The sequence below is a fragment of the Burkholderia sp. FW306-1C-G01B genome, assembly GCF_058781685.1.
The window spans coordinates 833,449-858,409 of sequence record NZ_JBYSWZ010000001.1 but is presented as its reverse complement, the minus strand read 5'-3'; the positions used below and the strand labels follow the sequence as shown (position 1 = coordinate 858,409).

Below are 24,961 nucleotides of genomic sequence, written 5' to 3'. Positions count from 1 at the left end.
ACGACACACAGGAATGGAGACAACCATGACACATCGCCCCCTTCGCGCCGCCGCCCGGCTCGCCGCGGCCGCCGCCATCGCGTTCGCTTCGTTCGGTGCCGCCGCGCCGGCGAACGCCGGCACGCTGGCCATCAACATCGCGTTCAAGGGCGCCAGCCAGCGCGCGGTCTGGCAGGCGACGCTCGACGCGTTCCGCAAGGCGCATCCCGACATCGACGTGAAGGCGACCTTCGTCGACGAGGAAGCGTACAAGGTGCAGCTCCCCGCGTGGCTCACGACCGTCGCGCCGGACGTCGTGAACTGGCACGCGGGCGAGCGGATGGCGTACTACGCGAAGCGCGGGTTGTTCGAGGACCTGAGCGGCGACTGGACGAAAAACGGCTGGGGTGCGATGTACGCGTCGACGCGCGACGCATCGTCGTATAACGGCAAGCAGTACGCGGCGCCGACCGTCTATTACTCGTGGGGGCTGTTCTACCGCAAGGACCTGTTCCGCAAGGTCGGCATCGCCGACGAGCCGAAGACCTGGGACCAGTTTCTCGACGCATGCAAGAAGCTGAAGGCAGCCGGCATCACGCCGGTCGCGGTCGGCGGCCGCGACGCGTGGACGCTCGCCGGCTGGTTCGACTATCTCGACCTGCGCGTGAACGGCAACGCATTCCACCAGCAGCTGATGGCCGGCGACGTGCCGTACACCGACCCGCGCGTGAAGAAGGTCTACACGACGTGGAAATCGCTGATCGATGCCGGCTACTTCATCGACAACGCGCTGTCCTACGATCTCGACGGCGCGCAGCCGTTCCTGTTCCAGGGCAAGGCCGCGATGATGCTGATGGGCACCTTCATCGCCGCCGGTTTCCCGCCGAACGTGAAACAGGAAATGGGCTACTACCGCTTCCCGATCATCGACCCGAAGGTGCCGACCGCCGAAGACGGCCCGGTCGAATCGCTGCACATCCCGACGAAGGCGAAGAACAAGGCCGACGCGCACACGTTCCTCGCCTTCGTCGAAACACCCGAGATGGGCGCGAAGCTTGCGGAGGGCCTCGGCTCGCTGTCGGCCAACAGCAAGTCGCCCGAGCCGGCCGATCCGATCTCGCGCATCGGCTTCCGGATCCTCGCCGACACGAAGGGCGGCGTCGCGCAGTTCTACGACCGCGACATGACGAAGGAAATGGCCGACGAAGGAATGAAGGGCATGCAGCAGTTCCTGGCCAATCCCGCGCAGCTCGATACCGTGCTCGCGCAGCTCGAACAGACCCGCAAGCGGATCTACAAGAAGTGACCGCGTGACCCAGCCGGCGGCCCTGTGCCGCCGCGTCAGTACAGGAGGCTTGCCGTGTCCAGTCCGATCACGTCCACCCCGCCCGCCGGCGCCGCGCCGCCGCCGCGCGGAGCATCCGCCGCCGCGCTGCCCGCGCGCCGCCCGTCGCCTGCCGTGCGGCGGCAACGGCGCGCCGCGTGGCTCTTTCTCGCACCGGCCTGCGCAATGGTTGCCGTCTATGTGATCTGGCCGATCCTGTCGACGCTGTGGCTGAGCCTGTACAACTGGGACGGGATGACCGAGCGCAGCTTCGTCGGGCTCGCGAACTACGTCGAACTGCTGCACGCGCCGACGTTCTACACCGCGCTGCGCAACAACGTGATCTGGCTCGCGCTGTTCATGCTCGCGCCGCCGCTCGGCCTCGCGCTCGCGCTGTATCTCAATCAGGCGGTCGGCGGCATCCGGCTCGTGAAGTCGCTGTTCTTCGCGCCGTTCGTGCTGTCCGGCGTGGTCGTCGGCCTGATCTTCTCGTGGTTCTACGATCCGACCTTCGGGCTGCTCGCGCTGCTCGCCGGGCACGGCATCCCGGTGCTCGGCGACGCGCGCTACGCGACGCTCGGCATCGTATTCGCCGCGCTGTGGCCGCAAACGGCGTACTGCATGATCCTGTACCTGACCGGCCTCACGTCGGTCAACCCGGAACAGATCGAAGCGGCGCGGATGGAAGGCGCGCGCGGCTTCGCGCTGCTGTGGCACGTCGTGCTGCCGCAACTGCGGCCGACCACCTTCATGGCGATCGTCGTCACGGTGATCGGCGCGTTGCGCAGCTTCGACCTGATCTCGGTGATGACGAGCGGCGGCCCGTTCGAGAGTTCGACCGTGCTCGCGTATTACATGTACGACCAGGCGATCAAGTACTACCGGCTCGGTTATTCCGCGTCGATCGCGGTCGTGCTGTTCGCGATCATGCTCGTCTACATCGTGTTCCAGTTGCGCCGCATGCTGCGCAACGAGCAATAACCTGACCGGTGGCCATCATGTTTCCGACTCCCGTTGCCCAATGGAAGCCCGTCTCGCGCCGGCTGTACAAGCTGTCGCTGCCCGTCGCGCTGCTGATCTGGCTGCTGCCGATGATCGCGGTGTTCGTCACGTCGGTGCGCTCGACCGAGGAACTGGTCGAAGGACACTACTGGGGCTGGCCGCGGCACTTCGCGATGGTCGAGAACTATCGCGACGCGCTGACGACGTCGCCGATGCTGCATTACTTCTGGAACAGCGTGCAGATCACCGTGCCGTCCGTGCTCGGCTCGATCGCGCTCGCGGCGATGGCCGGCTTCGCGCTCGCGACCTACCGGTTTCGCGGCAATACCGCGCTGTTCGGCACGTTCGTCGCCGGCAACTTCGTGCCGGTGCAGGTGCTGATGATCCCGGTGCGCGACCTGTCGCTCCGGCTCGGCGTGTTCAACACCGTCGAAGCGCTGATCCTGTTCCACGTCGCGTTCCAGACCGGCTTCTGCACGCTGTTCCTGCGCAACTTCATCAAGCAGTTGCCGTTCGAGCTGATCGAGGCCGCGCGCATCGAGGGCGCGGGCGAATGGACGGTGTTCTGGCGGATCGTGCTGCCGCTGATCCGGCCCGCGCTCGCGGCGCTTGCGATCCTCGTGTTCACGTTCGTGTGGAACGACTACTTCTGGGCGCTGTGCCTCACGCAAGGCGACGAAGCCGCGCCGATCACCGCGGGCGTCGCCGCGCTGAAGGGGCAATGGACGACGTCGTGGAACCTCGTGTCGGCCGGCTCGATTCTTGCCGCGTTGCCTTCCGTCGCGATGTTCTTCGCGATGCAGAAGCATTTCGTCGCAGGGCTCACGTTCGGCGCGACGAAAGGCTGAACGCGCGCCGCCCGCGCTCACGCATCTCCTCCTCCGCATCGTGAGGTTGCCCGCTTCGGCGGGCTTTTTTCATGCAGCGTGGATTTCGATGGGTGACGCTGAACGACCCGTTGCGGCCGGTCGACCCAGCGCGACATATAAGCGGCTTTCAAGGGACAACGCTCACTCGTTCCGAAGATCCGAAAGCTTGTCCCCGCTTGATTGGATCGGTTGCAACAACCGAGAGCCCGGCGCACCGCGTGACTGACCTGACTCGAGCCCCGCACCCAGCACGGCTTGAGTCCCCAAAAGGCAAGCAATGGTCAGAGATCCCCGCGCACTTCACCGGTTCCCAGTGCGCTCCGCCGCCGGTTGACTTCCGCCCAAAGCTCATCGCTGTCGTCATTGCGCAGCAGGATCATGCAGTCCAGTTGATCGTCGATCACGCCAAAGTATTCCAGGATGTCCCGGCGTACCGCATCGACGAACTGAGTGTATTCCGGGGTTGCCTGGGCCTGCGCGTGCAAGGCGTCGTATGCTGCATCGTCCTCGCCGCCGCCGTGCTCATCGATATAGCGCGAAATCCACTGGTCTCGTTCGTGATCGTAATCGGCCTCGGCTCGCATCGCTTGCACAGCGGTGTAGAAATCCAATTGGGCAAACGCGGCGATCGCCGCCGTTGTCGCCTCGTCGAATGTAGTCGTCATTCCATCCATCAAGTTGGTCATCGCACATCAATTTTATCTTGTGCGAACGCGTCGATGTTCTTTAGCGCTGAAGCGGGTCGAACAACTTGTTGAACGGATCAACCTGTGCCATCAGGCCTTCGTTGAGTCCATCGATTGCATGTTGAAGATCGCCTTCCAGCGCGTCGATCGACGAATAGCTGTATGGGTCGTCAGACTGCTTCCAACTGACATGTTGACGGAGAATGGCATCGTATGTGTCGCTCTTGAACATGACAATGTCGCCGATCACTCTGCGTGTATACGCGTGATAACGGCCGGGCGTTACATAACCTGTTCCGACGCGAATGAACAAAACCGCATCGCTCCCTTGATAGGGCGAGCCGCTTGCGTGCAAGACGAGGTGGCCGTCCGGTTTGATCGTGGGGAGGCCTGGCGATGACGCATCAACCTCTTTTACGGTGAAGCCATGGTTTCGCAGGACCGTTTCGATACTGTCGGTGAAGTGCCGATTAAGCCCCGTATCACCCAATTTGGCCGTGACAAGGTCATTGAGTGATGTCGGCGAGCCGTTGTCGTTCTTGCTGAGCCCGGCGTTGACAGCGCCCGCGACGGCTCCTGTTGCGAGCGCTCCGACTATGCCAGCACCTGGAATGGGAACCGGGATGTGAATGGGGCCGGACGGTCCGAATGCGATGTAAACCGCCTTACCCGGATAGACCACCGTCACGGTTTTAACCGCACCCAGTTGTTCACTATTGACTTCGGACGTCGTATCGCTTGCATGGCCCGAGATAGAAATCAGGAGCATCAAAGCGGCGAAGCTTCTCTTGTTCAGTAACATGTGCGTCCAATCTCCACGCCTGTTCGTTGGCTAAGTATTTACAAGACGCACTCGTTAACGGATCTTCGGGAAAAAGCTTGAACGGGGCCAGCGGACCAAGTACGAGGAGGACGAAGAAGCGTAAGGGCGTTACTCCAATAGCCGATCTCCGCGATTCCGCGATTGCCTGGCCGGCGACAGTCACTGACTGCTTCTGGCCGATTACCTCAAGACGCGATCGGCCATAGCCATCCCTGAACCATCTCACAGCCTCCTCCGAAGCGGGCACTCGAATTCCAAAGCTCGGACAGCCGCCGACCCTTTGCCCCGCGTTCCCCGCAATTCCGCGAAACACCTGTCTTCGTGCGGCTGCCACTACACGCGGCCCGATCCTCCATCGCGCAACCGCGCATCCAAAGCGCCGATGTTCTTCTCGTGCGCAACCAGCATCAACGACAGCGCGTGATGAATATCCGGATCCGCGAGCGTCGGCAGCAGTGTCTGCAGCTTGCGGACGACCCAGCGCTGGCAGCGGTTCAGGAACGCCATGCGCGCCGCCAGATCGTCGATCGCCATTGCCTTTTCGTAGAACGCGCCGGTCGCGCGCGTCGGGACCGCATCGAGCGACCGGATCGCGTCGACGAGCACGCTGCACCAGTGCGCTTCGTCCTGACGGATATGCACGATCAGCCGGTGAAGCTCGGGGTCGTCGCCGATGTCGGCCGCCGTCTCGGAAGCGACACGCGCGCCCGCGCGCGAGCGCCTGCTGCGCGCGGGGCTGCGTCACGTGGTGCCGCGCCCGGCGACGTTCGCCGCGTTATTGAAGGCCGGCCGCGCACTGCGCCCGCTGCTGCCCGGCGCGCTGCAGGACAAGATCCCGGCCGCCGTGCCCGCGGCCGCGCCGCGCCCGGCCGTGCGTCACGCGCGGCGCGTGCTGATGCTCGAAGGCTGCGTGCAGCCCGCGCTGTCGCCGAACACCAATGCAGCCGCCGCGCGCGTGCTCGACCGGCTCGGCATCAGCGTGAGCCCGGCGCGCGAGGCCGGCTGCTGCGGCGCGACCGAATATCACCTGAACGCACAGGACGCGGGCCTCGCCCGCGCACGCCGCAACATCGACGCATGGTGGCCCGCGATCGAAGCCGGCGCGGAAGCGATCGTGCTGACGGCGAGCGGCTGCGGCGCGTTCGTCAAGGAATACGGCGACCTGCTGCGCTCCGACCCCGTCTATGCAGAGAAGGCGCGCCGCGTCAGCGCGCTCGCGCGCGATCTCGCCGAGGTGATCGCGGCCGAGCCGCTCGACGCGCTGGCCGATGCGACGCCACGCCGCGTCGCGATCCACTGCCCGTGCACGCTGCAGCACGCGCAGTGCCTCGGCGGCGCGGTCGAAAGCATCCTGACGCGGCTCGGCTTCGATCTGACGAATGTCGCCGACGGCCACCTGTGCTGCGGCTCGGCCGGCACGTATTCGCTGACGCAGCCCGCACTCGCGACGCAACTGCGCGACAACAAGCTCGACGCGCTGGAAGCCGTGCGGCCGGACCTGATTGTCACGGCCAACGTCGGCTGCCAGACTCACCTGAACGGCGCGGGCCGCACCCCCGTGCGTCACTGGATCGAGCTCGTCGACAACCGACTGATCAACTGACCTGGTTCCGGAGGACATCCATGCAGACGAAACCCGAACTCGAACTCGCCGATGCCGACCGCATGCTCGCCGCCGCGCGCGCGGAAGCGGAGCGCCACGGCTGGGCGGTGTCGATCGCCGTCGTCGACGACGGCGGCCACCTGCTCGCGTTCGCGCGGCTGAACGGCGCATCGCCGGCCAGCTCGACCATCGCGCAGGACAAGGCGCGCGCGGCGGCGCTCGGCCGTCGCGAGACGAAGGCTTATGAGGATATGATCAACGGTGGCCGCACCGCGTTTCTCAGCGCCCCGCTGACGGGGTTGCTCGAAGGCGGCGTGCCGGTCACGGTCGGCGGCCGGATTGCGGGCGCGATCGGCGTGTCTGGCGTAAAGTCCGAGCAGGACGCGCAGATCGCCCGCGCCGGCACACAAAGCGTCGCGACATAGGAGGGCCTGTTCACGCTAATAACGGGCTTGCGCTGGCCACCAGAAGGGCCGAGCGCAAGGATTGCGACGAAGCGAATACTCGACGTATTCGCAAGGAGCACGACGCAGCGATCGGCCCTTCTGGTGGCCAGCCCCACAAATGATTTTTTCCGATCAGGGGAACGAGCCTTGCCGGCCGCATTGCGGCGTCGCGCGTCGCTTGTTTGGCTCGGCCAAACGGCGCTCCTTGCTCCTTGCACTGCGGCCGGCAAGGCTCGTTCGCAAGCCCGTTATTAGCGTGAACAGGCCCTCTAGCCGCGCGCGCGCATTTTTCCCCGGGAGGATAACGATGATCGACCAAGCAGGACTGCAAGTCGCGCCAGCGCTGAGCCAGTTCATTGAAAACGAAGCGCTGCCGGGCACCGGCATCGACAAGGCCGCATTCTGGAGCGGTTTCTCGGCCCTGGTGCACGATCTGGCGCCGCGCAACCGCGAACTGCTCGCGGAACGCGACCGTCTGCAGCAGGAACTCGACACCTGGCACCGCGCGCACCCCGGCCCCGTGCGCGACCACGCCGCTTATCGCGCGTTCCTCGAAAAAATCGGCTACCTCGTACCGGTCCCGTCGAACGTCGCGGCAGCCACCGCGAACGTCGACAGCGAGATCGCCACGCAGGCCGGCCCGCAACTCGTCGTGCCGCTGTCGAACGCGCGTTATGCGCTGAACGCCGCGAACGCCCGCTGGGGCAGCCTGTACGACGCGCTGTACGGCACCGACGCGCTGCCCGAGGACGGCGGCGCCGAACGCACCGCGACCTACAACCCGACGCGCGGCCAGCGCGTGATCGACTACGCGCGCAACGTGCTCGACAACGCGGCGCCGCTCGCGAGCGGCTCGCACCGCGAGGCGCTGCGCTACCGCGTGCAGGACGGCCAGCTCGCCGTCGAAACCGCGAAGGGTGTCGTGCATCTCGCGCAGCCGGCGCTGTTCGCCGGCTATCAGGGCACGGCCGACGCGCCGTCCGCGATCCTGCTGAAGCACAACGGCCTGCACATCGAGATCCAGATCGATGCGTCGACGCCGATCGGCCGCGCCGATCTCGCGAACGTGAAGGACGTCGTGCTCGAAGCGGCGGTCAGCACGATCATCGACTGCGAGGATTCGGTCGCGGCGGTCGACGCCGACGACAAGGTCCAGCTCTACCGCAACTGGCTCGGCCTGATGCAGGGCACGCTGGTCGAGGAAGTCGCGAAGGGCGGCAAAAGCTTCACGCGCCGCCTGAACGCCGACCGCGACTACACGACGCCCGACGGCGGCACGCTGTCGCTGCACGGCCGCTCGCTGCTGTTCGTGCGCAACGTCGGCCACCTGATGACCAACGGCGCGGTGCTCGACCGCGACGGCAACGAGATTCCGGAAGGAATCCTCGACGGCGTCGTCACGACGCTGTGCGCGCTGCACGACCTGAAGGCGAAGCGCAACTCGCGCACGGGCTCGATCTACATCGTGAAGCCGAAGATGCACGGCCCGGTCGAAGTCGCGTTCGCCGATACGCTGTTCGCGCGCATCGAGGATCTGTACGGCCTGCCGCGCAACACGCTGAAGATGGGCATCATGGACGAGGAGCGCCGCACCAGCGTGAACCTCGCCGCGTGCATCGCGGCCGCCGCCGCGCGGGTCGCGTTCATCAACACCGGCTTCCTCGACCGCACCGGCGACGAGATGCACACCGCGATGGAAGCAGGCCCGATGATCCGCAAGGGCGACATGAAGTCGTCGGCCTGGATCACGTCGTACGAGCGCAACAACGTGCTCGCGGGCCTGTCGGCCGGCCTGCGCGGCCGCGCGCAGATCGGCAAGGGCATGTGGGCGATGCCGGATCTGATGCACGCGATGCTCGAGCAGAAGATCGCGCATCCGCGCGCGGGTGCGAACACTGCGTGGGTGCCGTCGCCGACCGCCGCGACGCTGCACGCGCTGCACTACCACCTCGTCGACGTGCAGGCCGTCCAGCAGGAGCTCGAAAAGACGCCGTACGCGAGCGAGCGCGACGCGCTGCTCGAAGGCCTGCTGACCGTGCCGGTCGTCGAGCGCGCCGAATGGAGCGAAGACGAGATCCTGAGCGAGGTCGAGAACAATGCGCAGGGCATCCTCGGCTACGTCGTGCGCTGGGTCGAACAGGGCGTCGGCTGCTCGAAGGTGCCCGACATCCACAACGTCGGCCTGATGGAAGACCGCGCGACGCTGCGCATTTCGAGCCAGCACATCGCGAACTGGCTGCGCCACGGCGTGATCACCGAGGCCTTCTTGCTCGACGTGTTCAAGCGGATGGCGCGCGTCGTCGACCAGCAGAACGCCGGCGACCCGAACTATCGCCCGATGGCGCCCGGCTACGACCAGTCGACCGCGTTCAAGGCCGCGTGCGCGCTCGCGCTGCAGGGCACGTCGCAGCCTAGCGGCTATACCGAGCCGCTGCTGCACCGGTTCCGGCTCGCGTTCAAGGCGCAACAGCACGGCGCCTGAGCATGCGCATGCGGGCCCGCCCCGCATGCCGGCTCCGCGAAACGGGCGGCCCTCATCGCCGCCCGTTTTCATTTTTACGTTCGCGCGGCCGTTGAAACCGTATGTTGAAACCGATAATCGGAACATATCGCGCGCTTTCAAGTTTCGCGTGCGCCGGCCGTTAATCCGTCTGAATCGGCGGCCGTACGCGGCACACTGCGCCCGCCACGCGGCAAAACCTTGCGCAGTAACGCTCTGCCCGATATTTGCAAGCCCGGGATTGCACGGTAATTTGACCCCGATCAACGGGTCGCAACATTTTCCGCGCACGCGAATGCGCGCGTTATACTCCGTTGAATCCGCGCCGCCCGATTCGTCGGATCGTCGAATCGCGGCAGATGCCGCCGATGAATGCGTGATTTACCGGTATATCTGGTCGCGATTACCGATAATCGGTGTCCATTTTCTCCACCGGGCGGGAAGAAGGCGCCGGAAGAGGGCCGCGCACCGGATCGCTGCCGACACGTCATACGAACAATCGCATCGGCCCGCCGCCTGGCGACGATGCCCATCGATCCACGGACCATGGCAGAAACCGACTACGCAATGCCCAGCGAATCCGGCCGGACAAGCCGTGTCGCCGCTCATCTGCGCCGGTTCCTGCTGCCGCACCTGATCTTCTATACGGGGCTGCTGATCGCGCTGCTCCTTCTGTTCCTGTGCGGAATCGTGCTGTACGAAGGCCGCATCGACGCGCGCGACCGCTCGCGCACGATGCAGCAGAACCTCGCGCTGATGGCGTCGTGGGACATCGAGCGCAACATCGAGATCTATTCGCTGTCGCTGCAGGCCGTCGTCGAAGGCGCGAACGACCCCGCGGTCATCGCGCTGCCGATGCCGCTGCGCCGCCAGGTGCTGTTCGACCGCGCGACGACGGCCAAGTACCTCGGCGGCATCTACGTGCTCGACGCAAAGGGCGACATCGCGGTCGACGGCAAGGGCGACGTGCCGCGCAAGGCCAACTTCGGCAACGAGCCGTACTTCACCGTGCATCGCGACCGGCCCGACGTCGGCCTGTACGTCAGCCCCCCGTACCATTCGCGGCTGCGCGACGGCTCGCCGAGCATCGCGCTCAGCCGGCGGATCACGAAGCCCGACGGGTCGTTCGGCGGCGTCGCGGTGATGTCGATCCGGCTCGAATATTTCCAGAACCTGTTCTCGCGCCTGTCGCTCGGCGACCGCGGCTCGGTCGCGCTGATCAACACGCGCGGCCTGATGCTCGCGCGCGAACCGTACGACCCGAAGATCGTCGGCCGCGACATCAGCCGCGCCAGCACGTTCCGGCATTTCATGACCGCCAGCGAAGGCAGCTTCGCCGACACCGCGACGATCGACGGCGTGCGGCGCCTGTACGTGTTCCGGCACCTCGATCACCTGCCGCTCATCGTCATGGTCGCGCGCTCGGAAGCGGACACCTACGCCGCGTGGTACGACCGTGCGATTCCGATCGGCTCCGCGATGGTCGCGCTCGCGATCGGCTTCGTCGGCCTGTCGCTGCTGCTCGACGTGCAGCTGCGCAAGCGCCATCGCGCGGAAACCGAGCTGCAGGCGCTCGCGCGCACCGATGGCCTCACCGGCCTCGACAACCGCCGGATGCTCGACGTCACGCTCGCGCGCGAATGGCGCCGCGCCGCGCGCTCGCAGCATGCGCTGTCGCTGCTGTTCATCGACGTCGATTACTTCAAGCGCTACAACGACACGCAGGGCCACCAGGCCGGCGACGACGCGCTCGCCGCGGTCGGCCATTGCATCGGCGGCTGCCTGCGCCGCCCGGCCGACTATGCGGCGCGCTACGGCGGCGAGGAGTTCGTCGTGGTGCTGCCCGACGTCGACACCGACGGCGCGGTGACGATCGCCGAGACGATCCGCACGGGCATCCTCGATCTCGGCATCCGGCACGACGCCGGCACGGCCGGCCGCCTGACGGTCAGCATCGGCGTGACGACGAGCTATCCCGAACTCGACGACGACATGCAGGCCGCGCTGAAGCTCGCCGACGATGCGCTGTATCGCGCGAAGGAAGGCGGGCGCAACCGCATCGTCGTACTGACGGCCGCATCTCCCGACAATCTCGAGTCGCGGCGGGCCTGAGCGCCCGGGCACCCGAGCCGCGGCGGGGCAGCCGCCTGGTCGCAGCCGCCCACGTGCAAAATCGCCGACAATGTCGGCTCGATACGCCGCCGCGCGGCTGACGCGCCCGGCCGGCCCACGGCTGGCCGGCCGCACCTAGCCGGCCGCACCGGTTCACGGCCGCTTCGCACCACCATGAGACTCAAGGCAAAGATCTTCCTTCTGGCCATCGTGCCGTTCCTGCTCGCGATCGCCGGCATCGGCTTCGGCGTGCGCCAGCAGGCGACGTCGCTCGCGCGCACGCAGCACGCGACGATCCAGGCCGCGTACCTGTCGAGCAAGGAAGTCGAGCTGAAGCACTACGTCGAGCTCGCGACGAGCGCGATCATGCCGCTCTACGACGCGAGCGGCCGCAATGCGCGCGACGACGCGCTGCTGCGCACGCAAGCGCTCGCGATGCTGCAGAAGATGGATTTCGGGCCCGACGGCTATTTCTTCGTGTACGACCTGCACGGCAATTCGCTGATGCATCCGCGCGAGCCCGAGCGCGTCGGTCACAACTTCTGGTCGATGCGCGACCCGCAGGGCGCGCTGACGATCCAGGAGCTGATCGGCGCGGCGTCGCACGGCGGCGGCTACGTGCGCTACGCATGGCAGCGGCCGTCGACGGGCCGCGTCGCGCCGAAGCTCGGCTACGTCGTCGCGCTCGAACGCTGGGGCTGGATGGTCGGCACGGGCATCTATCTCGACGACGTCGACACCGCGCTGCAGCGCATCGACGCGCGCGCGTCCGCGAACATCGAGCGCACGATGAGCTGGCTCACCGCGATCGCGCTCACCGGCGCGGCGGCGATCGCCGTGTGCGCGCTGGTGCTGAACGTCAGCGAGTCGCGCAGCGCCGACGCGAAGCTCAAGCTGCTCGCGCAGCGCGTCGTCGAATCGCAGGAGCAGGAACGCGCGCGGCTGTCGCGCGAACTGCACGACGGGATCAGCCAGATGATGGTGTCCGCGAAGCTGATGCTCGAATCCGCGCTCGCGCGCTTCGAACGCGGCACGTCGCGCGTGCCCGAGGCCGAGCAGGCGCTCGTATCGGGCGTCGGGCGGCTCGGCGATACGCTGCGCGAAGTACGGCGCATCTCGCATGCGCTGCGTCCATCGATGCTCGACGATCTCGGCCTCGCGGCCGCGCTCGAGCAGCTGGTCCGCGAACTCGGCGCCGAAAGCGGCATCGACATCGGCTATACGCAGGTCGCGCACAGCGGCATGCGGCCGCTGCCCGAGGCCGTCAACACCGCGCTGTTCCGGATCGCGCAGGAAGCGCTCAGCAACATCGTGCATCATGCGCAGGCGTCGCGCGCGGCCGTCACGCTCGACATCGGCGCCCAATCCGTCACGCTGACCATCGCCGACAACGGCTGCGGCTTCGACGCCGAACGCTCGCAGGCCGACGCGCGCCGCGGCATCGGCCTGCGCAACATGCGCGAACGCCTCGACGCGCTCGGCGGCATGCTGACGATCACGTCGCAGGTCGGCCACACGATCGTCGCCGCGCGCGTGCCGCTGCGCAGCGCCGCGTGAAGACACGCCCCATAACAGGAGACCTTTGACGCATGAGCGCCCCCGACACCGCCCGGCCCGCCGCCCGACTGCTGCTCGTCGACGATCACCCGCTCGTGCGCGACGGCTTGCGGATGCGGCTCGAAGCGGCCGACCTGTCCGTGGTCGGCGAGGCCGGCAACGCCGACGAGGCGCTCGCGCTCGCCGCGTCGCTCGAACCCGATCTCGCGCTGATGGACGTCGGCATGAACGGGATGAACGGCATCACGCTCGCGGGCGTGTTCCACGAGCGTTTCCCCGGCATCCGCGTGCTGATGCTGTCGATGCACGACAACCTCGAATACGTGACGCAGGCCGTGCGTGCCGGCGCGAGCGGCTACCTGCTGAAAGATTCGCCCGCGAGCGAGATCGTCCGCGCGATCGGCGCGGTGCTGGCCGGGCAGACGTTCTTCAGCGAAGGGCTCGCCGCGCGAATGATCCACGCGAGCGCGACCGCGTCGCCGCTCGATCGCCTGACGCCGCGCGAACGCGACATTCTCGATGCGCTGGCCGAGGGGTTGTCGAGCAAGCAGATCGCGCAGCAGACGGGGCTGTCGGTGCGCACGGTCGAAACGCACCGGCTCAATCTGAAGCGCAAGCTCGAGATCGAAGGGCAGGCCGAGCTGATCAAGTTCGCGGTCGAGCATCGGCGGCGGTAGGGTAGCGCGACACCGCGATCCGCAACGAAAAAGGGCGCCCGTGGCGCCCTTCATGCATCCGGACTGCGAGCCGCGCCGCGGCCGTCAGTTCGTCCGCGAATTGTGCTTCTGCAGATACGCGATCAGCCCGGCGATCCCGCCCGACGCGAGCTGGCTCTTGAACTGGCCCTGGTAGACCTGGATCAGCCACGCGCCCGACATGTCGATGTCGTAGATCTTCCAGTCGTTGCCGACCTTGCCGAGACGATAGCCGACCGACTGGCTGTCGCCCGGCGTCGTCACCGTCGACTGCACGAGCGCGTCGGCGCCCGACGCACCGCCGGCCTTGAACGAGAACTTCGCGTCCTGGCCGCCGAGCTGCGCGAGCGACGCGGCGTAGGTGCGCGTCATCAGCAGCCTGAACTGCTTGTACAGCTCCTGCTGCTGTTCCGGCGTCGCCTGTTTCCACGCGTCGCCGACGGCGATGCGGGTCGTGCGCTCGAAGTTGGTCGCGGGCAGGAAGCGCTGCTCGACGACCTGCGTGACCTTCGCCATGTCGCCGCCGCGTGCGGCCGGATCGGCCTTCATCGCGGTGACGGTGCCCTCGACCGCATTGCGGACGATATCGACCGGCGCGCTCTGCGCGAAAGCGGAAACCGACACGGCGGCAGCCGCGACGAAAGCAAACAGATGACGTTTCATACGATTATTCGCACTCGATGGGAAAAAACGACCGGCTCCTTGCAGCGGCCGGTGCAGCAAAGTATACCGGGCCTGACGCCCGGCTGCCGCGCCGTGACCGACTGTTACCTTTCAGCTGCATTTGTCACAGGCGCGGGCGACGGCACGGCGAGACGCCACGGCGCCGATTATGTAAATATCCCCTTACAAAACAGCCGGCCACCAGTACCGATTCCGCCGCCGCGAACAAATCTCCTTCCCGCCCCGAAACCCGCAACGTCACGTCAGTCGCCACGCCGCGCCGGTATACTTGGCTACTTTGCCCTTGCCAGCCGCTCCCCACCGCCACATGGTGACATCTCTCATCGTCCGACTCGTTGCGTGGTCGGTGCGCCGTCCCGTCTGGGTCGTCGTCCTGTCGCTCGTCATCGCTGCCCTCAGCGGTGTCTACGTCGCGCAGCATTTCAAGATCAATACCGACATCAGCAAGCTCGTCGATGCGGAACCGCAATGGGCTGCGCTCGGCCAGGCCGTCGATAAAGCGTTCCCGCAACGCAACGGCACGATCCTCGCGGTCGTCGAGGCGCCCGCGCCCGAATTCGCGAATGCCGCCGCGCATGCGCTGACCGAAGCGCTGCAGAAGCAGGCCGAAGCCGGTCGCATCGGCCAGGTCGCCGAGCCCGGCGGCGGGCCGTTCTTCGAGCACAACGGGCTGCTGTTCCTGTCGCCGCAGGAAGTCTCCGATACGACGTCGCAGCTCGCGAGCGCGCGCCCGCTCGTCAACGAACTCGCGAAGAACCCGAGCCTGACCGGGCTCGCGACGACGCTGGCCACCACGCTCGGCCAGCCGCTCCTGACCGGCCAGGTGAAACTGCCCGCGATGGCGAAGCTGCTCGCGCGCAGCGCCGCGACGGTCGACGACGTGCTGGCCGGCAAGCCGGCCGCGTTCTCGTGGCGCGCGCTGGTCGACAGCGATGCCACGCGGCAGCCCGCGCGCGCATTCGTCACCGTGCAGCCCGTGGTCAACTACGGCGCGCTGAAGGCCGGCGCGGAAACCAGCCAGGTGATCCGCGACGCTGCCCGTTCGCTCGACCTCGAAAAGCGCTACGGCGCGGCCGTGCGCCTGACCGGCGAACAGCCGCTCGCCGACGACGAATTCGCATCGGTCGAGGACGGCGCGGCGCTCAACGGCGCGCTCACGCTGCTCGCCGTGCTCGTCATCCTGTGGCTTGCGCTGCGCTCGAAGCGGATGATCGGCTCGGTGCTCGTCACGCTGTTCGTCGGCCTCGTCGTGACCGCCGCGCTCGGCCTCGCGATGGTCGGCTCGCTGAACATGATCTCGGTCGCGTTCATGGTGCTGTTCGTCGGCCTCGGCGTCGATTTCTCGATCCAGTACGGCGTGAAGTATCGCGAGGAACGCTTTCGCGACCAGCGCATCGATCACGCGCTGATCGGCGCCGCGCACTCGATGGGCATGCCGCTCGCGCTGGCCACGGCGGCCGTCGCGGCGAGCTTCTTCTCGTTCATCCCCACCGCCTATCGCGGCGTGTCCGAACTCGGCCTGATCGCGGGCGTCGGGATGTTCGTCGCACTGCTGACCACGCTCACGCTGCTGCCCGCGCTGCTGCGCCTGTTCGCGCCGCCGGGCGAATCGAAGACGCCGGGCTTCCCGTGGCTCGCGCCGGTCGACGATTTCCTCGATCGCCATCGCAAGCCGATCCTGATCGGCACGCTCGCGGTCGTGATCGGCGCGCTGCCGCTGCTCGCGTTCCTGCGCTTCGACTTCAACCCGCTGCACCTGAAGGATCCGAACAGCGAATCGATGGCGACGCTGCTCGCGCTGAAGGATTCGCCCGAAGCGGCCGTCAACGACGTCACGCTGCTCGCGCCGTCGCTCGCCGAAGCCGATGCGGCCGCGAAGCGTCTCGACGCGCTGCCCGAAGTCGGCCGCACGACCACCCTGTCGACCTTCATCCCCGCCGACCAGCCGGCCAAGCGCGCGGCGATCGCCGCGGCCGCGAGCGACCTGCTGCCCGCGCTGACGCAGCCGGCCGCGCCGCCCGCGACCGACGCGCAGCGCGTCGCCGCACTCAAGCGCGTGTCGGATCTGCTCGGCTACGCGGCGGAAGATCACCCGGGCCCGGGCGCGGCCGCCGCGCAACACCTGTCCGCGTCGCTCGCGAAGCTTGCCGCCGCCGACAGCGCGACGCGCGACCGCGCCGAGCGCGCGTTCTCCGATACGCTGCGCATCGCGCTGAACCAGCTCACCGCGCTGCTGCAGCCGCAGGACATCACGCGCGCATCGCTGCCGCCGCCGCTCGTGCGCGACTGGGTCGCGCCGGACGGCCACGCGCTCGTGCAGATCTCGCCGAAGGTGCCGAAGGGCGTCGACCCGAACGACGACACGATGCTGCGCCGTTTCGCGCAGACCGTGAAGGCCGCGGAACCGGGCGCGACCGGCGGCCCGATCTCGATCCTGCATTCGGCCGACACGATCATCAACGCGTTCCTGCATGCGGGGCTGTGGTCGATCATTTCGATCACAATCCTGCTGTGGGTCACGCTGCGCCGCTTCGGCGACGTGCTGCGCACGCTGGTGCCGCTGCTCGTGTCGGGTGTCGTGACGCTCGAGATGTGCGTCGTGCTCGGCATGCCGCTCAACTTCGCGAACATCATCGCGCTGCCGCTGATGCTCGGCGTCGGCGTCGCATTCAAGGTGTATTTCGTGATGGCGTGGCGCGCGGGGCAGACGGGGTTGCTGCATTCGAGCCTCACGCACGCGGTGCTGTTCAGCGCCGCGACGACGGCGACCGCATTCGGCAGCCTGTGGCTGTCGCACCACCCGGGCACGTCGAGCATGGGCAAGCTGCTCGCGCTGGCACTGACCTGCACGCTGATCGGCGCCGTGGTGTTCCAGCCCGTCCTGATGGGCAAACCGCGCGTCAAACGCGCCAAGAACCAATTGCAAGGAATCAATGAATAAGGTGCGAATCATCGCGGCGACCGTCGCCGCCAGCGCGATGCTGACCGGCTGCGCGACGGGACCGAACCGCAATCCCAACGACCCGCTCGAGCCGATGAATCGGACGATGTACAAGATCAACGACGCCGTCGATTCGAACATCGCCGTGCCGATCGCGAAGGGTTACCAGAAGATCACACCGACGCCCGTGCGCACCGCGATCAGCAACTTCTTCTCGAACCTCGGCGATCTCGGCAACATGGCGAACAACCTGCTGCAGTTGCGCATCACCGATGCGACGCAGGATCTGATGCGCGTGGCGATGAACTCGCTGTTCGGCGTCGCCGGCCTGATCGACATCGCGACGCCGGCCGGGCTGCCGAAGCATCACCAGGATTTCGGCCTGACGCTCGCGCGCTGGGGCGTGCCGTCCGGCCCGTATCTCGTGCTGCCCGTGTTCGGGCCGAGCACGATCCGCGACGGCGTCGGCCGTGCGGTGGACGTGCGCTTCAACCTGCTCAACTACATCGAGCCGGCCGCGCGCAACCCGATGTACATCGCGCAGTTCATCAGCGCACGTTCGGACCTGCTCGGCGCGACCGACCTGCTCAAGCAGGCCGCGCTCGATCCGTATTCGTTCGTGCGCGACGCGTACCTGCAGCAGCGCAAGTCGCTGACGTATCGCAGCCAGTCGTCGTCGGCCACGCTGCCGAACTACAGCGAGCCGGGCGAATCGGGCGCCGTGCCGGCCGCGACGCCGGCCGTGCCGGGGCTGCCGAACTACGAGGATCCGGGCGCATCGGATGGCGCATCGGGCGCCGCGCCGAACAACGCGCCGGCCGCGCCGGGGCTGCCGCAGTACGACGATCCGGGTGCGGACAATGCGATGCCGGCGAGTGCGCCGGCGGCAGCATCGGCAGGCGCCACGACGGCGCCGGCCGCCAACGGTGCGCCGATCGCCCCGGCGATACCGACCGTGCCGGCGAGCAGTCCGGCCGCGCAGTAACGGCGGCAGCCTCTGATCCGAGGGGCAACACGCCAGCCGTCCAGGATCGGGCCGACGACTTCAACCGGAACAACGTCGGCGAATCGGTTTCAGGCTGCTCATCGTTCGCTCAAAGCCCGCCCTTGTTTGCTACCGGTAGCCCGCCCCGGGGCAATCCCGGCGGCGGGCCGCTATCTGGCAGGTTGAACACCGCCATCGTCCCAGGACACCGGAACGTCGTCAGCACATCGCTTGTCAGCGGGTTCGCAACAGTTCCCGCGCTCGCAATGTCGAGTACTGCCTGACGACCATCAAAACTGAACGCAACTCGCGTGCGGCCCGGTGTGGCAGCCTCGACCACATGACCTTTCCGGAGCAACCGCATCAGCGCCCACGGCCCGTCCGCCGCGATCGTGGAAGTGTCCGGCCGGATGCGCAGACTCGCCGAGATCTGAGCACGGAAGCCGCCACGCGGTCCCGGCCATGTAACCGTGAATGGCGTGACCGGACCATGTCGATAGAGCGTCACCTGTCCGTCGATGTCGAGCGACAGGCTCATGATCGTTGGGTCGAGCTCAGGGAATCGGATATCAGCCTTCCAACTCGGATTCTTACGATCAGGATCGGAGAAGAAAATGTCGCGGATCGCCTTCGCATGCTCAAATGGCTCGAGGTCCGGGCCCTGAACGGGTTCGGTCGCGCCCGGCAGCGTCCGGTAGCGCCACGGCTTCGCAGCAGTGTCGACGAACGGTGCGAGCGTCTTCATGAAAAAGTCATCGATCACGCCGCCCTGCGCGAACATGCGCGTGAAATCGTCGATACCGACGTCACGCGTGCTATCAGGCGCAAACGGATAATTGCCTTCGATCGTCATGCGACAGGTGTCTGCAACGGCTGCCTGCATCTGGCGCGACAGTAGTTGGCCGATACCCTGGTTCACCCCACGCGAGCCATCGACAGCAAGTTGATGCAAGACTGCTCGAACCGGCGCAGGCATCGTGTCAGCCGTCATCTTGAGCTTCGCAGCGTTCTCACTCACCGGAGGCATGCTGTTGTTCAACAGCGCATTGTCGGAAATCGTGAGCGTGTTGTAGTAGTCGTTCAACAGACCGGTAACGCCGTCCAGGCCCGTTTTGCTCACCGACGCCCCGGCCAACTGCGTCTCCGATCGCGCATCGGCATGGCCCGTCACCACTTCACGCAATGCCGCGAAGCGGTTATCTACCAACTCGCGCTCAACCTGCTCCGATGCACGCGGCCCCAGTATCCTCTCGGCCTGTTGGTTGACAGCCTCGGTCGCTTTTTCCAGAAAGGAGCCGTCCGGTTTCGCCATCGGACGCGTCAGCGTCGTTTCGTTTGCCGCCGCCCGCGCTAGACGAGTCAGCGGCGAATCGGGCGCAGCGAGGGCTCGCAGTACCGTCAAGTTGAAGGCAAGACTCGTTCCGCTCACGACGCGAATGTCGTCAAGAAACGCGTCCCATTGTTGAGCGTATTCGCTCAGGTATTGACGCGTGATCACGGTCAACAGCGCGTCGCCATTCCGGTTCGATACGTTTGACGCGCCAACTGGATTTTTTGCGAAATCATCGAGCGTCCGGCGCCCCATTACCCAGGCATCGTCTTCGCTTGCCACCTGAAGGAATTCTGGCAGGCGTTTGCTGAATACCGCCCGATACCCCTCCAGCGTATAGATTCCCGGCACACCGCTGGATAACGGCGCTCCACTGGCGCGCGTAAATACCGCACCTGCTTGTGGCCCGACGACATGCAGCAGCGAAAATTCGCGGGGTGCGTCTTTCGACATCGACGCCATGGCGCGCTGATAAAGACGATCGGTCGGATTGCTGCCGTCGAGAAATGCGCGCGCCCGCTGGATCATTCCTTCGTTGCGGGACAGTGGCGACTGCACGACATGTTCTTCGGAAAACAGTCGCTGTACGTGGCCGATCATTGTCGCGCGCCCACCGAACATCGCTGCACTGTCGTGCCGCGCCCAATCATCCAGCACCCACATCCTGACGTCGTTCGCGTTGAATCTTGCCCGGTCGTGTAGCATCAAGTACACGCGCAATGCGTCGTAAGCGGCCTTGGCATCACCGCTCGCCGCGGCACTTTTGATCATCTCCTCCATCCGGCGAACGATTTGCGGCAACACAACCTGCTCCGACAGCGCCTCGTACACATGGCGGCTGTCGGACTCGATCATATTGAGGCGGTCCGTTCCGAGGCGAAACGCGACCTCGGAATCGTTGGCAAGATGCGTTGTGTCGCGCAACAGTGCGTTTGCACTGTCCAGCATCATCGGCACACGCTCAGGATTGGCGGAAAGGTCACTTCGTGCCAGCAAGGCTGCCAGCGTACGTGTCTTGTGCGCTAGTGTGCCCAGGGACGCACGTTCCGCAACAAAGCTGTTCCAAAGACTCGTGCACAACCCTGCGGCGATCACCCACACGAGGGAATGCCCCAGCCACCGCTGTAAGCGCACACGATGCTCCCGGTTCCGATTCGGGCGGGCGAGATGCCCCTCTCGAAATACGATCCCGGGCAACAAATCGCGCAGGAAATAGCTGGTTTCACTACGCTCTCCTCGCGGGCGGGGCCATTGCGAGCCGGATGCGCCCGTCATGCGTTGCAACAGCGTTTGATGCTCCGCAGCGACCGGCTGGCCGGTCTGGCCCGCGCTCGTCAGGTAAACACCTCGGAACAGCGCATGCGGTACTGTTTGCGCACCGTCGTCGGCTGCGGCAAACACTTGCCCGATCAGATCGGCCAGCGGCTCCGTCAGTGCCGTGAATGCCTCTGGCAGCATCGCCAACTGGCGACGACGAGCCAGGTCGGTTTCGTTGCGAAGCAGACCACTCACACCATCAGCAAGACGCGTTGCCAGCAGGTTCAATTCAGTCCTGGTCACATCGTCCGTCCGCGCCTCCGGGTCGAACTGCAATGTCACGCCCCATATCTGCGCACGCTGCCGCTCGCCAAGCGAAGCGAAATAGCCGGTGAAGCCCGGAAGCCGGTCCATTTTCGTGACAATGAGCCAGACGGGGAATCCGATCCCGAACTCCGTTTCCATCTCTTCGAGACGTGCCCGCAATGCACGGCTCTCTGCCGTACGCACGTCGAGGTCCGTGTGCGTCAACGCGGCGACATCGATCGTCAACAGCACGCCATTCAGCGGCAGGCGAGGGCGGATACGGCGAAGTAGCCGGAGAAATCCCTTCCACTCTGCAGCGTCGGAGTCTCTGCGAAGCCCGCCGCTGTCGGTCGGCCGCTTTTCCGGTTGCCCGTCATTCGATGCTTCTGGCGGCTCCGCTGTTAGCGAGTAGCGCGACGTGCCGTGCTGTACGTAATGGCCCGCTGTATCGATCAGCACCGCCTCATTGGTCAACCGCCAACCCGGCAAAGCCCGGGCGTCATCGGGCGCAAGCGAATGCTGAAGTTGCGCATCGAGCGGGAATACCAGACCCGCATTAAGCAGCGCCGTGGTCTTGCCTGAGCCCTTCGAACCCAGCACGACATACCACGGCACATCGTAGAGATACACAGGCCATTGAAACAGCCGCGCCAAACCATGGGTACCACCGCGCCGGGCTTTCAACTGCGTGATCGCTGCACGGGCCATGTCTTCGATCGTCGTCAGGCGCGATGCGGCCAACGGCCGAGCGCCGCGCTTGCCGAGTCGAAGCAAACGTCTGAGTTCGCTCGGATGCCGGCGCATGCGCCCCCACCATCTGAGCGACATCGACACGGCATATACGAGCACAACGCCGGCCATTGCCAGAACGCGGACCATCACCGACGCAAACAGCGGTTTGCCGGCCAACGTCAGAAGCGGGAAGGTATGCCAGATCGCGAGACAGAGCAGCGCGACGATTACGATGCTCGTCGACCAATCGATCAGCCACAAGATCCATGCGGACAGGACCAACGCGATCAAGGGCAGCCGAATGCCGACCGACGCGAGTGGGTGCAGCCCACCGAAACTCACCAGCGGGCCGGCAAACCAGATCACGGCCATAGCGGCAATCACCGTCACAATGGCCCACAGATGGCGCGAACGCAGAAACGAGAGAATCTTCTTCATGTGTACGGGGAATGGCGTCCCACTGGCACTACCGTGCCGGGCTGACCACGGCCGGGTCGATCGCACTGCCTGAAGCTACACGCGCAATGTTGGAGAGCTGTCGATGCACATCGTCCGCTTGCGCGTCCAACTCGGCGCGGCAAAAGGCATACAGCGCGCAGAGCGCCACTGACAGCAAGGCCACCGACATCCAGACCGGGATTTCGAAATGGAATGTCCGGCGAGCCGTTGCGGTAGATTGCGCGTGGGGCGAAAGGGCATCAGGAATAGGTGGGAGGTGCACGGCAATCGCGTTGCAAATCCGCTCTCGTACCCGGTCGTGCACGCCGAACGTCTTGCCATGCGGATACCGACCTTCAAACCCCAAGCTGAAAATCCGGTAGATCACTTCGAGCAACGGCCAGTGGTCAGCTTCGTCTTTCAACAAGCGCAGCGACAACGCGTAGATCTTCGAGCCGCCCTGGTTGTCCTCCCCAATGCGTTGGGTTAACGCACCGGAAGCCCATGCGACACTCCCGGACGTGTCGCCTCGCGCGACAAGTTCGCGCATTGCAACTTCGTCCAGCGCGGTACATAGGCAATATCGTGCACCGATCACATGTTCGTCGCGGATATTGGCCCGCACACACAGGCGCTCGAATACGCGAACTTCGTCCATCAGCAGGTCGCGCAAGCGTTCGTCATGGCCGAGGCCGATTAACGCGGGCATATCCACAAACGCTCGAAGCAGCACTCTGCTCGCCTCCAGCAAGGCATTGCGGTGACCACGTACCGCAGCCAGTCTCGTCTGCTCGTCTTCAGGCGGCGAAATCGATCCCAATGGACGACTGTGGCGCGAGTTGGATAGCTGCCTCGTGTTCTTGCCAGAGAGAAAGGTGCTGTTCGGTCGTCGCGGTGGTGTGGGCACGCGTCGAGCCGATACGGTCTTGGGCGGGCTACTGGACTGGGTCATGCTCGGGTGAATTCAAAATTCGACTCATCACGCTCAACATAAATAAGGTCAAACCGTAGGACCACCATCGGACACGATCAGCGTTCCACCGCAACTCGTGTCACTGCCATGATGAGCAATTTGACGGCCGTTGATCGTGCCGAAACCGCCTTTGGTAATGACACCCGGGCCATGCAATGGACACGACACGGAATCGCCTACGCATGCTGCGGGACGTCCGTTGATCGCGACGCCCGCGCTGGCTGACGTGACTACGCCGCCATGGGTGGTCAATGTTCCGAGAGTTGCGACGGAAGCTGGCATTCAGGGACACCTCAAAAATAGTTTTCCAATTTCACATCTTGAAAAGCATGACACTATTTGCCCCCTCGGGGTTTTCCAAAAAAAATAGCCAAAGCAGAACAGACACACAGATAAATCACGGAGCACACAAAAAATAACACGCCTCCGCCCAGATATTTCTTCAATGGCTCATAAAATAACGCAAGCGGAATAAAGAATAAAATGTAAAGCCAAGTCCTATCTACTCTTCGCACTTTTTCTCCTCACCAAAAACACACTTCCCACCTTGCTTCACTCCCTGCCACGCCCTCTGCACAATCAATTCTCGCTTGATTGACGCCTTTTTTATATCTATTCGAGATTTCAATTTTGCAGCACGATTTGCTGTATTAGCCGCCTGACCCGATAGATTTTTGATAGCCTTTACGGATCCAGTCACACTCTTTCTGGTTGCGCCTAAACCAAGCGCCACTGTCCCGACCGCAGCCGAAACACCTACACCAGACCAATCAATCTTTACGCAATCCCAGTCAATATCGGTCAATAGACGCCCATCAACCCAATTGCCTTTCATTTGCCAAAATATTTGTTTCGCCCCCTGCATGCTAATTTCCACAACCCCACCCAGCACGCCTCTTCCCAAAAATGCCGCAGCAGCAATCAAGGGAACAAATAGGCCTTTTGGGTCGTAAGCAATGTTAGGTGCGTTGTATGCATAACTGTAAAAATTGATCCCACCATCAAACCCAATCAGATCCTGATTGATATACCGCCCCACCAGAGGATCGTAGTACCGGAACCGGTTGTAGTGCAGCCCTGATTCCTTATCGTAGTACTGCCCCGGAAACCGTATCGGATTGTCAACGACATGCGCCAGCCTCCGGGCCGTCCGTCCATACGCGCTCAGATCCGCTGCCCACACCACTTCGCGCTGTTCGTCGTACAGTTCCTGCGGCGTCCCCAGGTGATCCGTCACGTAATGCCACGCCTGCCCCTCCGCCAGCCGCGTCAACGGGCCTTCATGATCCGGATGCGGCACGTATGTCACGGCGTTGTCCTCATGTGACGTTCGCCCCGTCCGCACCTCCTGCATCATCCAGTCACCGTCCCACATGAACAGCGTCGTCTGTCCCGGGCCGCCTGCCGGTGTGTGGTGCTTCGCTACCCGCCGACCGAGCGCGTCGTATTCGTACTCGCTTCTCCCTCCGTCCGCGTGATCGATTGCCACGAGTTGATGGCTGCCGTCGTATCGATACCGCGTCACCTCCGGCTCTTCTGTCGGCTCCTCGTACTTCGGCGTCCCCGTCAGCACCTCCATCACGCGCAGCAGGTTGTCCGTCCCGCGCTGGCTACGCTGCTCCGCCGCCGTCAGTTCCGGCTTCGGCGGCAGCGGCACCGTCCGCGCGATCCGGTTGCCGTGTCCGTCGTACGTAAAATCCACCGGACGATCCGGCCTCG

17 protein-coding genes and 2 pseudogenes are annotated in these 24,961 nt (G+C 65.1%); 11 read left to right on the top strand and 8 right to left on the bottom strand.

Annotated features, from left to right (window positions below):
- Nucleotides 1-25 precede the first annotated feature (25 nt).
- From AC3WLY_RS03970 to AC3WLY_RS03960, 3 genes are read left to right on the top strand one after another with little or no spacing between them, the layout of a single operon-like run.
- Nucleotides 26-1,285 carry an ABC transporter substrate-binding protein gene (locus tag AC3WLY_RS03970; RefSeq protein WP_492309118.1) on the top strand — a complete coding sequence of 420 codons (1,260 nt, stop codon included), beginning with the start codon at nt 26-28 and terminating at the stop codon, nt 1,283-1,285.
- Between the two features lie 54 nt (nt 1,286-1,339).
- Entirely contained in the window at nt 1,340-2,284 is a 945-nt protein-coding gene (locus AC3WLY_RS03965; RefSeq protein WP_174419589.1) for a carbohydrate ABC transporter permease, read from the top strand.
- Nucleotides 2,285-2,301: 17 nt separating this feature from the next.
- Nucleotides 2,302-3,153 (top strand): carbohydrate ABC transporter permease, encoded by an 852-nt coding sequence (locus tag AC3WLY_RS03960; protein ID WP_072439912.1) that lies wholly within the window; start codon nt 2,302-2,304, stop codon nt 3,151-3,153.
- A gap of 302 nt (nt 3,154-3,455) precedes the next feature.
- On the opposite strand, the gene AC3WLY_RS03955 is transcribed toward AC3WLY_RS03960, so the two are convergent.
- The 3 genes and pseudogenes from AC3WLY_RS03955 to AC3WLY_RS03945 form a co-directional block, all read right to left on the bottom strand.
- Entirely contained in the window at nt 3,456-3,839 is a 384-nt protein-coding gene (locus AC3WLY_RS03955; protein ID WP_492309152.1) for an ATP-dependent protease, read from the bottom strand.
- 61 nt (nt 3,840-3,900) lie between these two features.
- Nucleotides 3,901-4,662 carry a hypothetical protein gene (locus AC3WLY_RS03950; protein ID WP_492309119.1) on the bottom strand — a complete coding sequence of 254 codons (762 nt, stop codon included), beginning with the start codon at nt 4,660-4,662 and terminating at the stop codon, nt 3,901-3,903.
- A gap of 354 nt (nt 4,663-5,016) precedes the next feature.
- A pseudogene (locus tag AC3WLY_RS03945) lies at nt 5,017-5,397 on the bottom strand (DUF6306 domain-containing protein); the annotation flags it as partial.
- On the opposite strand from AC3WLY_RS03945, the pseudogene glcF reads away from it, so the two are divergent.
- From glcF to AC3WLY_RS03915, 6 genes and pseudogenes are all read left to right on the top strand, one after another.
- Nucleotides 5,384-6,286 (top strand): annotated as a pseudogene (gene glcF / locus AC3WLY_RS03940) (glycolate oxidase subunit GlcF); the annotation flags it as partial. The pseudogenes AC3WLY_RS03945 and glcF overlap by 14 nt on opposite strands.
- A gap of 20 nt (nt 6,287-6,306) precedes the next feature.
- Nucleotides 6,307-6,711 carry a GlcG/HbpS family heme-binding protein gene (locus tag AC3WLY_RS03935; protein WP_492309120.1) on the top strand — a complete coding sequence of 135 codons (405 nt, stop codon included), beginning with the start codon at nt 6,307-6,309 and terminating at the stop codon, nt 6,709-6,711.
- Between the two features lie 328 nt (nt 6,712-7,039).
- A complete protein-coding gene (locus AC3WLY_RS03930) occupies nt 7,040-9,214 on the top strand; it encodes a malate synthase G (RefSeq protein WP_492309121.1) in 2,175 nt (724 codons plus the stop codon).
- Nucleotides 9,215-9,778: 564 nt separating this feature from the next.
- Entirely contained in the window at nt 9,779-11,344 is a 1,566-nt protein-coding gene (locus AC3WLY_RS03925; RefSeq protein WP_425133154.1) for a sensor domain-containing diguanylate cyclase, read from the top strand.
- 174 nt (nt 11,345-11,518) lie between these two features.
- On the top strand, nt 11,519-12,901 hold the full coding sequence (locus AC3WLY_RS03920) for a cache domain-containing protein (RefSeq protein ID WP_310136792.1): 1,383 nt from the start codon (nt 11,519-11,521) through the stop codon (nt 12,899-12,901).
- 32 nt (nt 12,902-12,933) lie between these two features.
- On the top strand, nt 12,934-13,578 hold the full coding sequence (locus AC3WLY_RS03915) for a response regulator (RefSeq protein ID WP_034181525.1): 645 nt from the start codon (nt 12,934-12,936) through the stop codon (nt 13,576-13,578).
- Between the two features lie 84 nt (nt 13,579-13,662).
- Here the strand turns inward: AC3WLY_RS03915 and AC3WLY_RS03910 are convergent, their stop codons facing one another.
- Nucleotides 13,663-14,259: an MlaC/ttg2D family ABC transporter substrate-binding protein gene (locus AC3WLY_RS03910; RefSeq protein WP_096473192.1), complete on the bottom strand. Its 597-nt coding sequence runs from the start codon at nt 14,257-14,259 to the stop codon at nt 13,663-13,665.
- A gap of 328 nt (nt 14,260-14,587) precedes the next feature.
- Here AC3WLY_RS03910 and hpnN point away from each other — a divergent pair, with 328 nt between their 5' ends.
- Nucleotides 14,588-17,221 carry a hopanoid transporter HpnN gene (hpnN, locus tag AC3WLY_RS03905; protein WP_492309122.1) on the top strand — a complete coding sequence of 878 codons (2,634 nt, stop codon included), beginning with the start codon at nt 14,588-14,590 and terminating at the stop codon, nt 17,219-17,221.
- The gene (locus tag AC3WLY_RS03900) at nt 17,214-18,206 is read left to right on the top strand and encodes an MlaA family lipoprotein (RefSeq protein ID WP_492309123.1); all 993 of its coding nucleotides are present in this window, start codon (nt 17,214-17,216) and stop codon (nt 18,204-18,206) included. The genes hpnN and AC3WLY_RS03900 overlap by 8 nt, the downstream gene beginning before the upstream one ends.
- A 109-nt stretch (nt 18,207-18,315) precedes the next feature.
- Here the strand turns inward: AC3WLY_RS03900 and tssM are convergent, their stop codons facing one another.
- The 4 genes from tssM to AC3WLY_RS03880 form a co-directional block, all read right to left on the bottom strand.
- Nucleotides 18,316-22,269 carry a type VI secretion system membrane subunit TssM gene (gene tssM, locus AC3WLY_RS03895; RefSeq protein WP_175959883.1) on the bottom strand — a complete coding sequence of 1,318 codons (3,954 nt, stop codon included), beginning with the start codon at nt 22,267-22,269 and terminating at the stop codon, nt 18,316-18,318.
- 28 nt (nt 22,270-22,297) lie between these two features.
- Nucleotides 22,298-23,221, bottom strand: a complete 924-nt coding sequence (icmH, locus tag AC3WLY_RS03890) for a type IVB secretion system protein IcmH/DotU (protein ID WP_492309124.1) — start codon at nt 23,219-23,221, stop codon at nt 22,298-22,300.
- A 48-nt stretch (nt 23,222-23,269) separates the two neighbouring features.
- On the bottom strand, nt 23,270-23,524 hold the full coding sequence (locus AC3WLY_RS03885; RefSeq protein WP_175959881.1) for a PAAR domain-containing protein: 255 nt from the start codon (nt 23,522-23,524) through the stop codon (nt 23,270-23,272).
- A gap of 220 nt (nt 23,525-23,744) precedes the next feature.
- A complete protein-coding gene (locus AC3WLY_RS03880) occupies nt 23,745-24,944 on the bottom strand; it encodes an RHS repeat domain-containing protein (protein WP_492309125.1) in 1,200 nt (399 codons plus the stop codon).
- Nucleotides 24,945-24,961 lie beyond the last annotated feature (17 nt).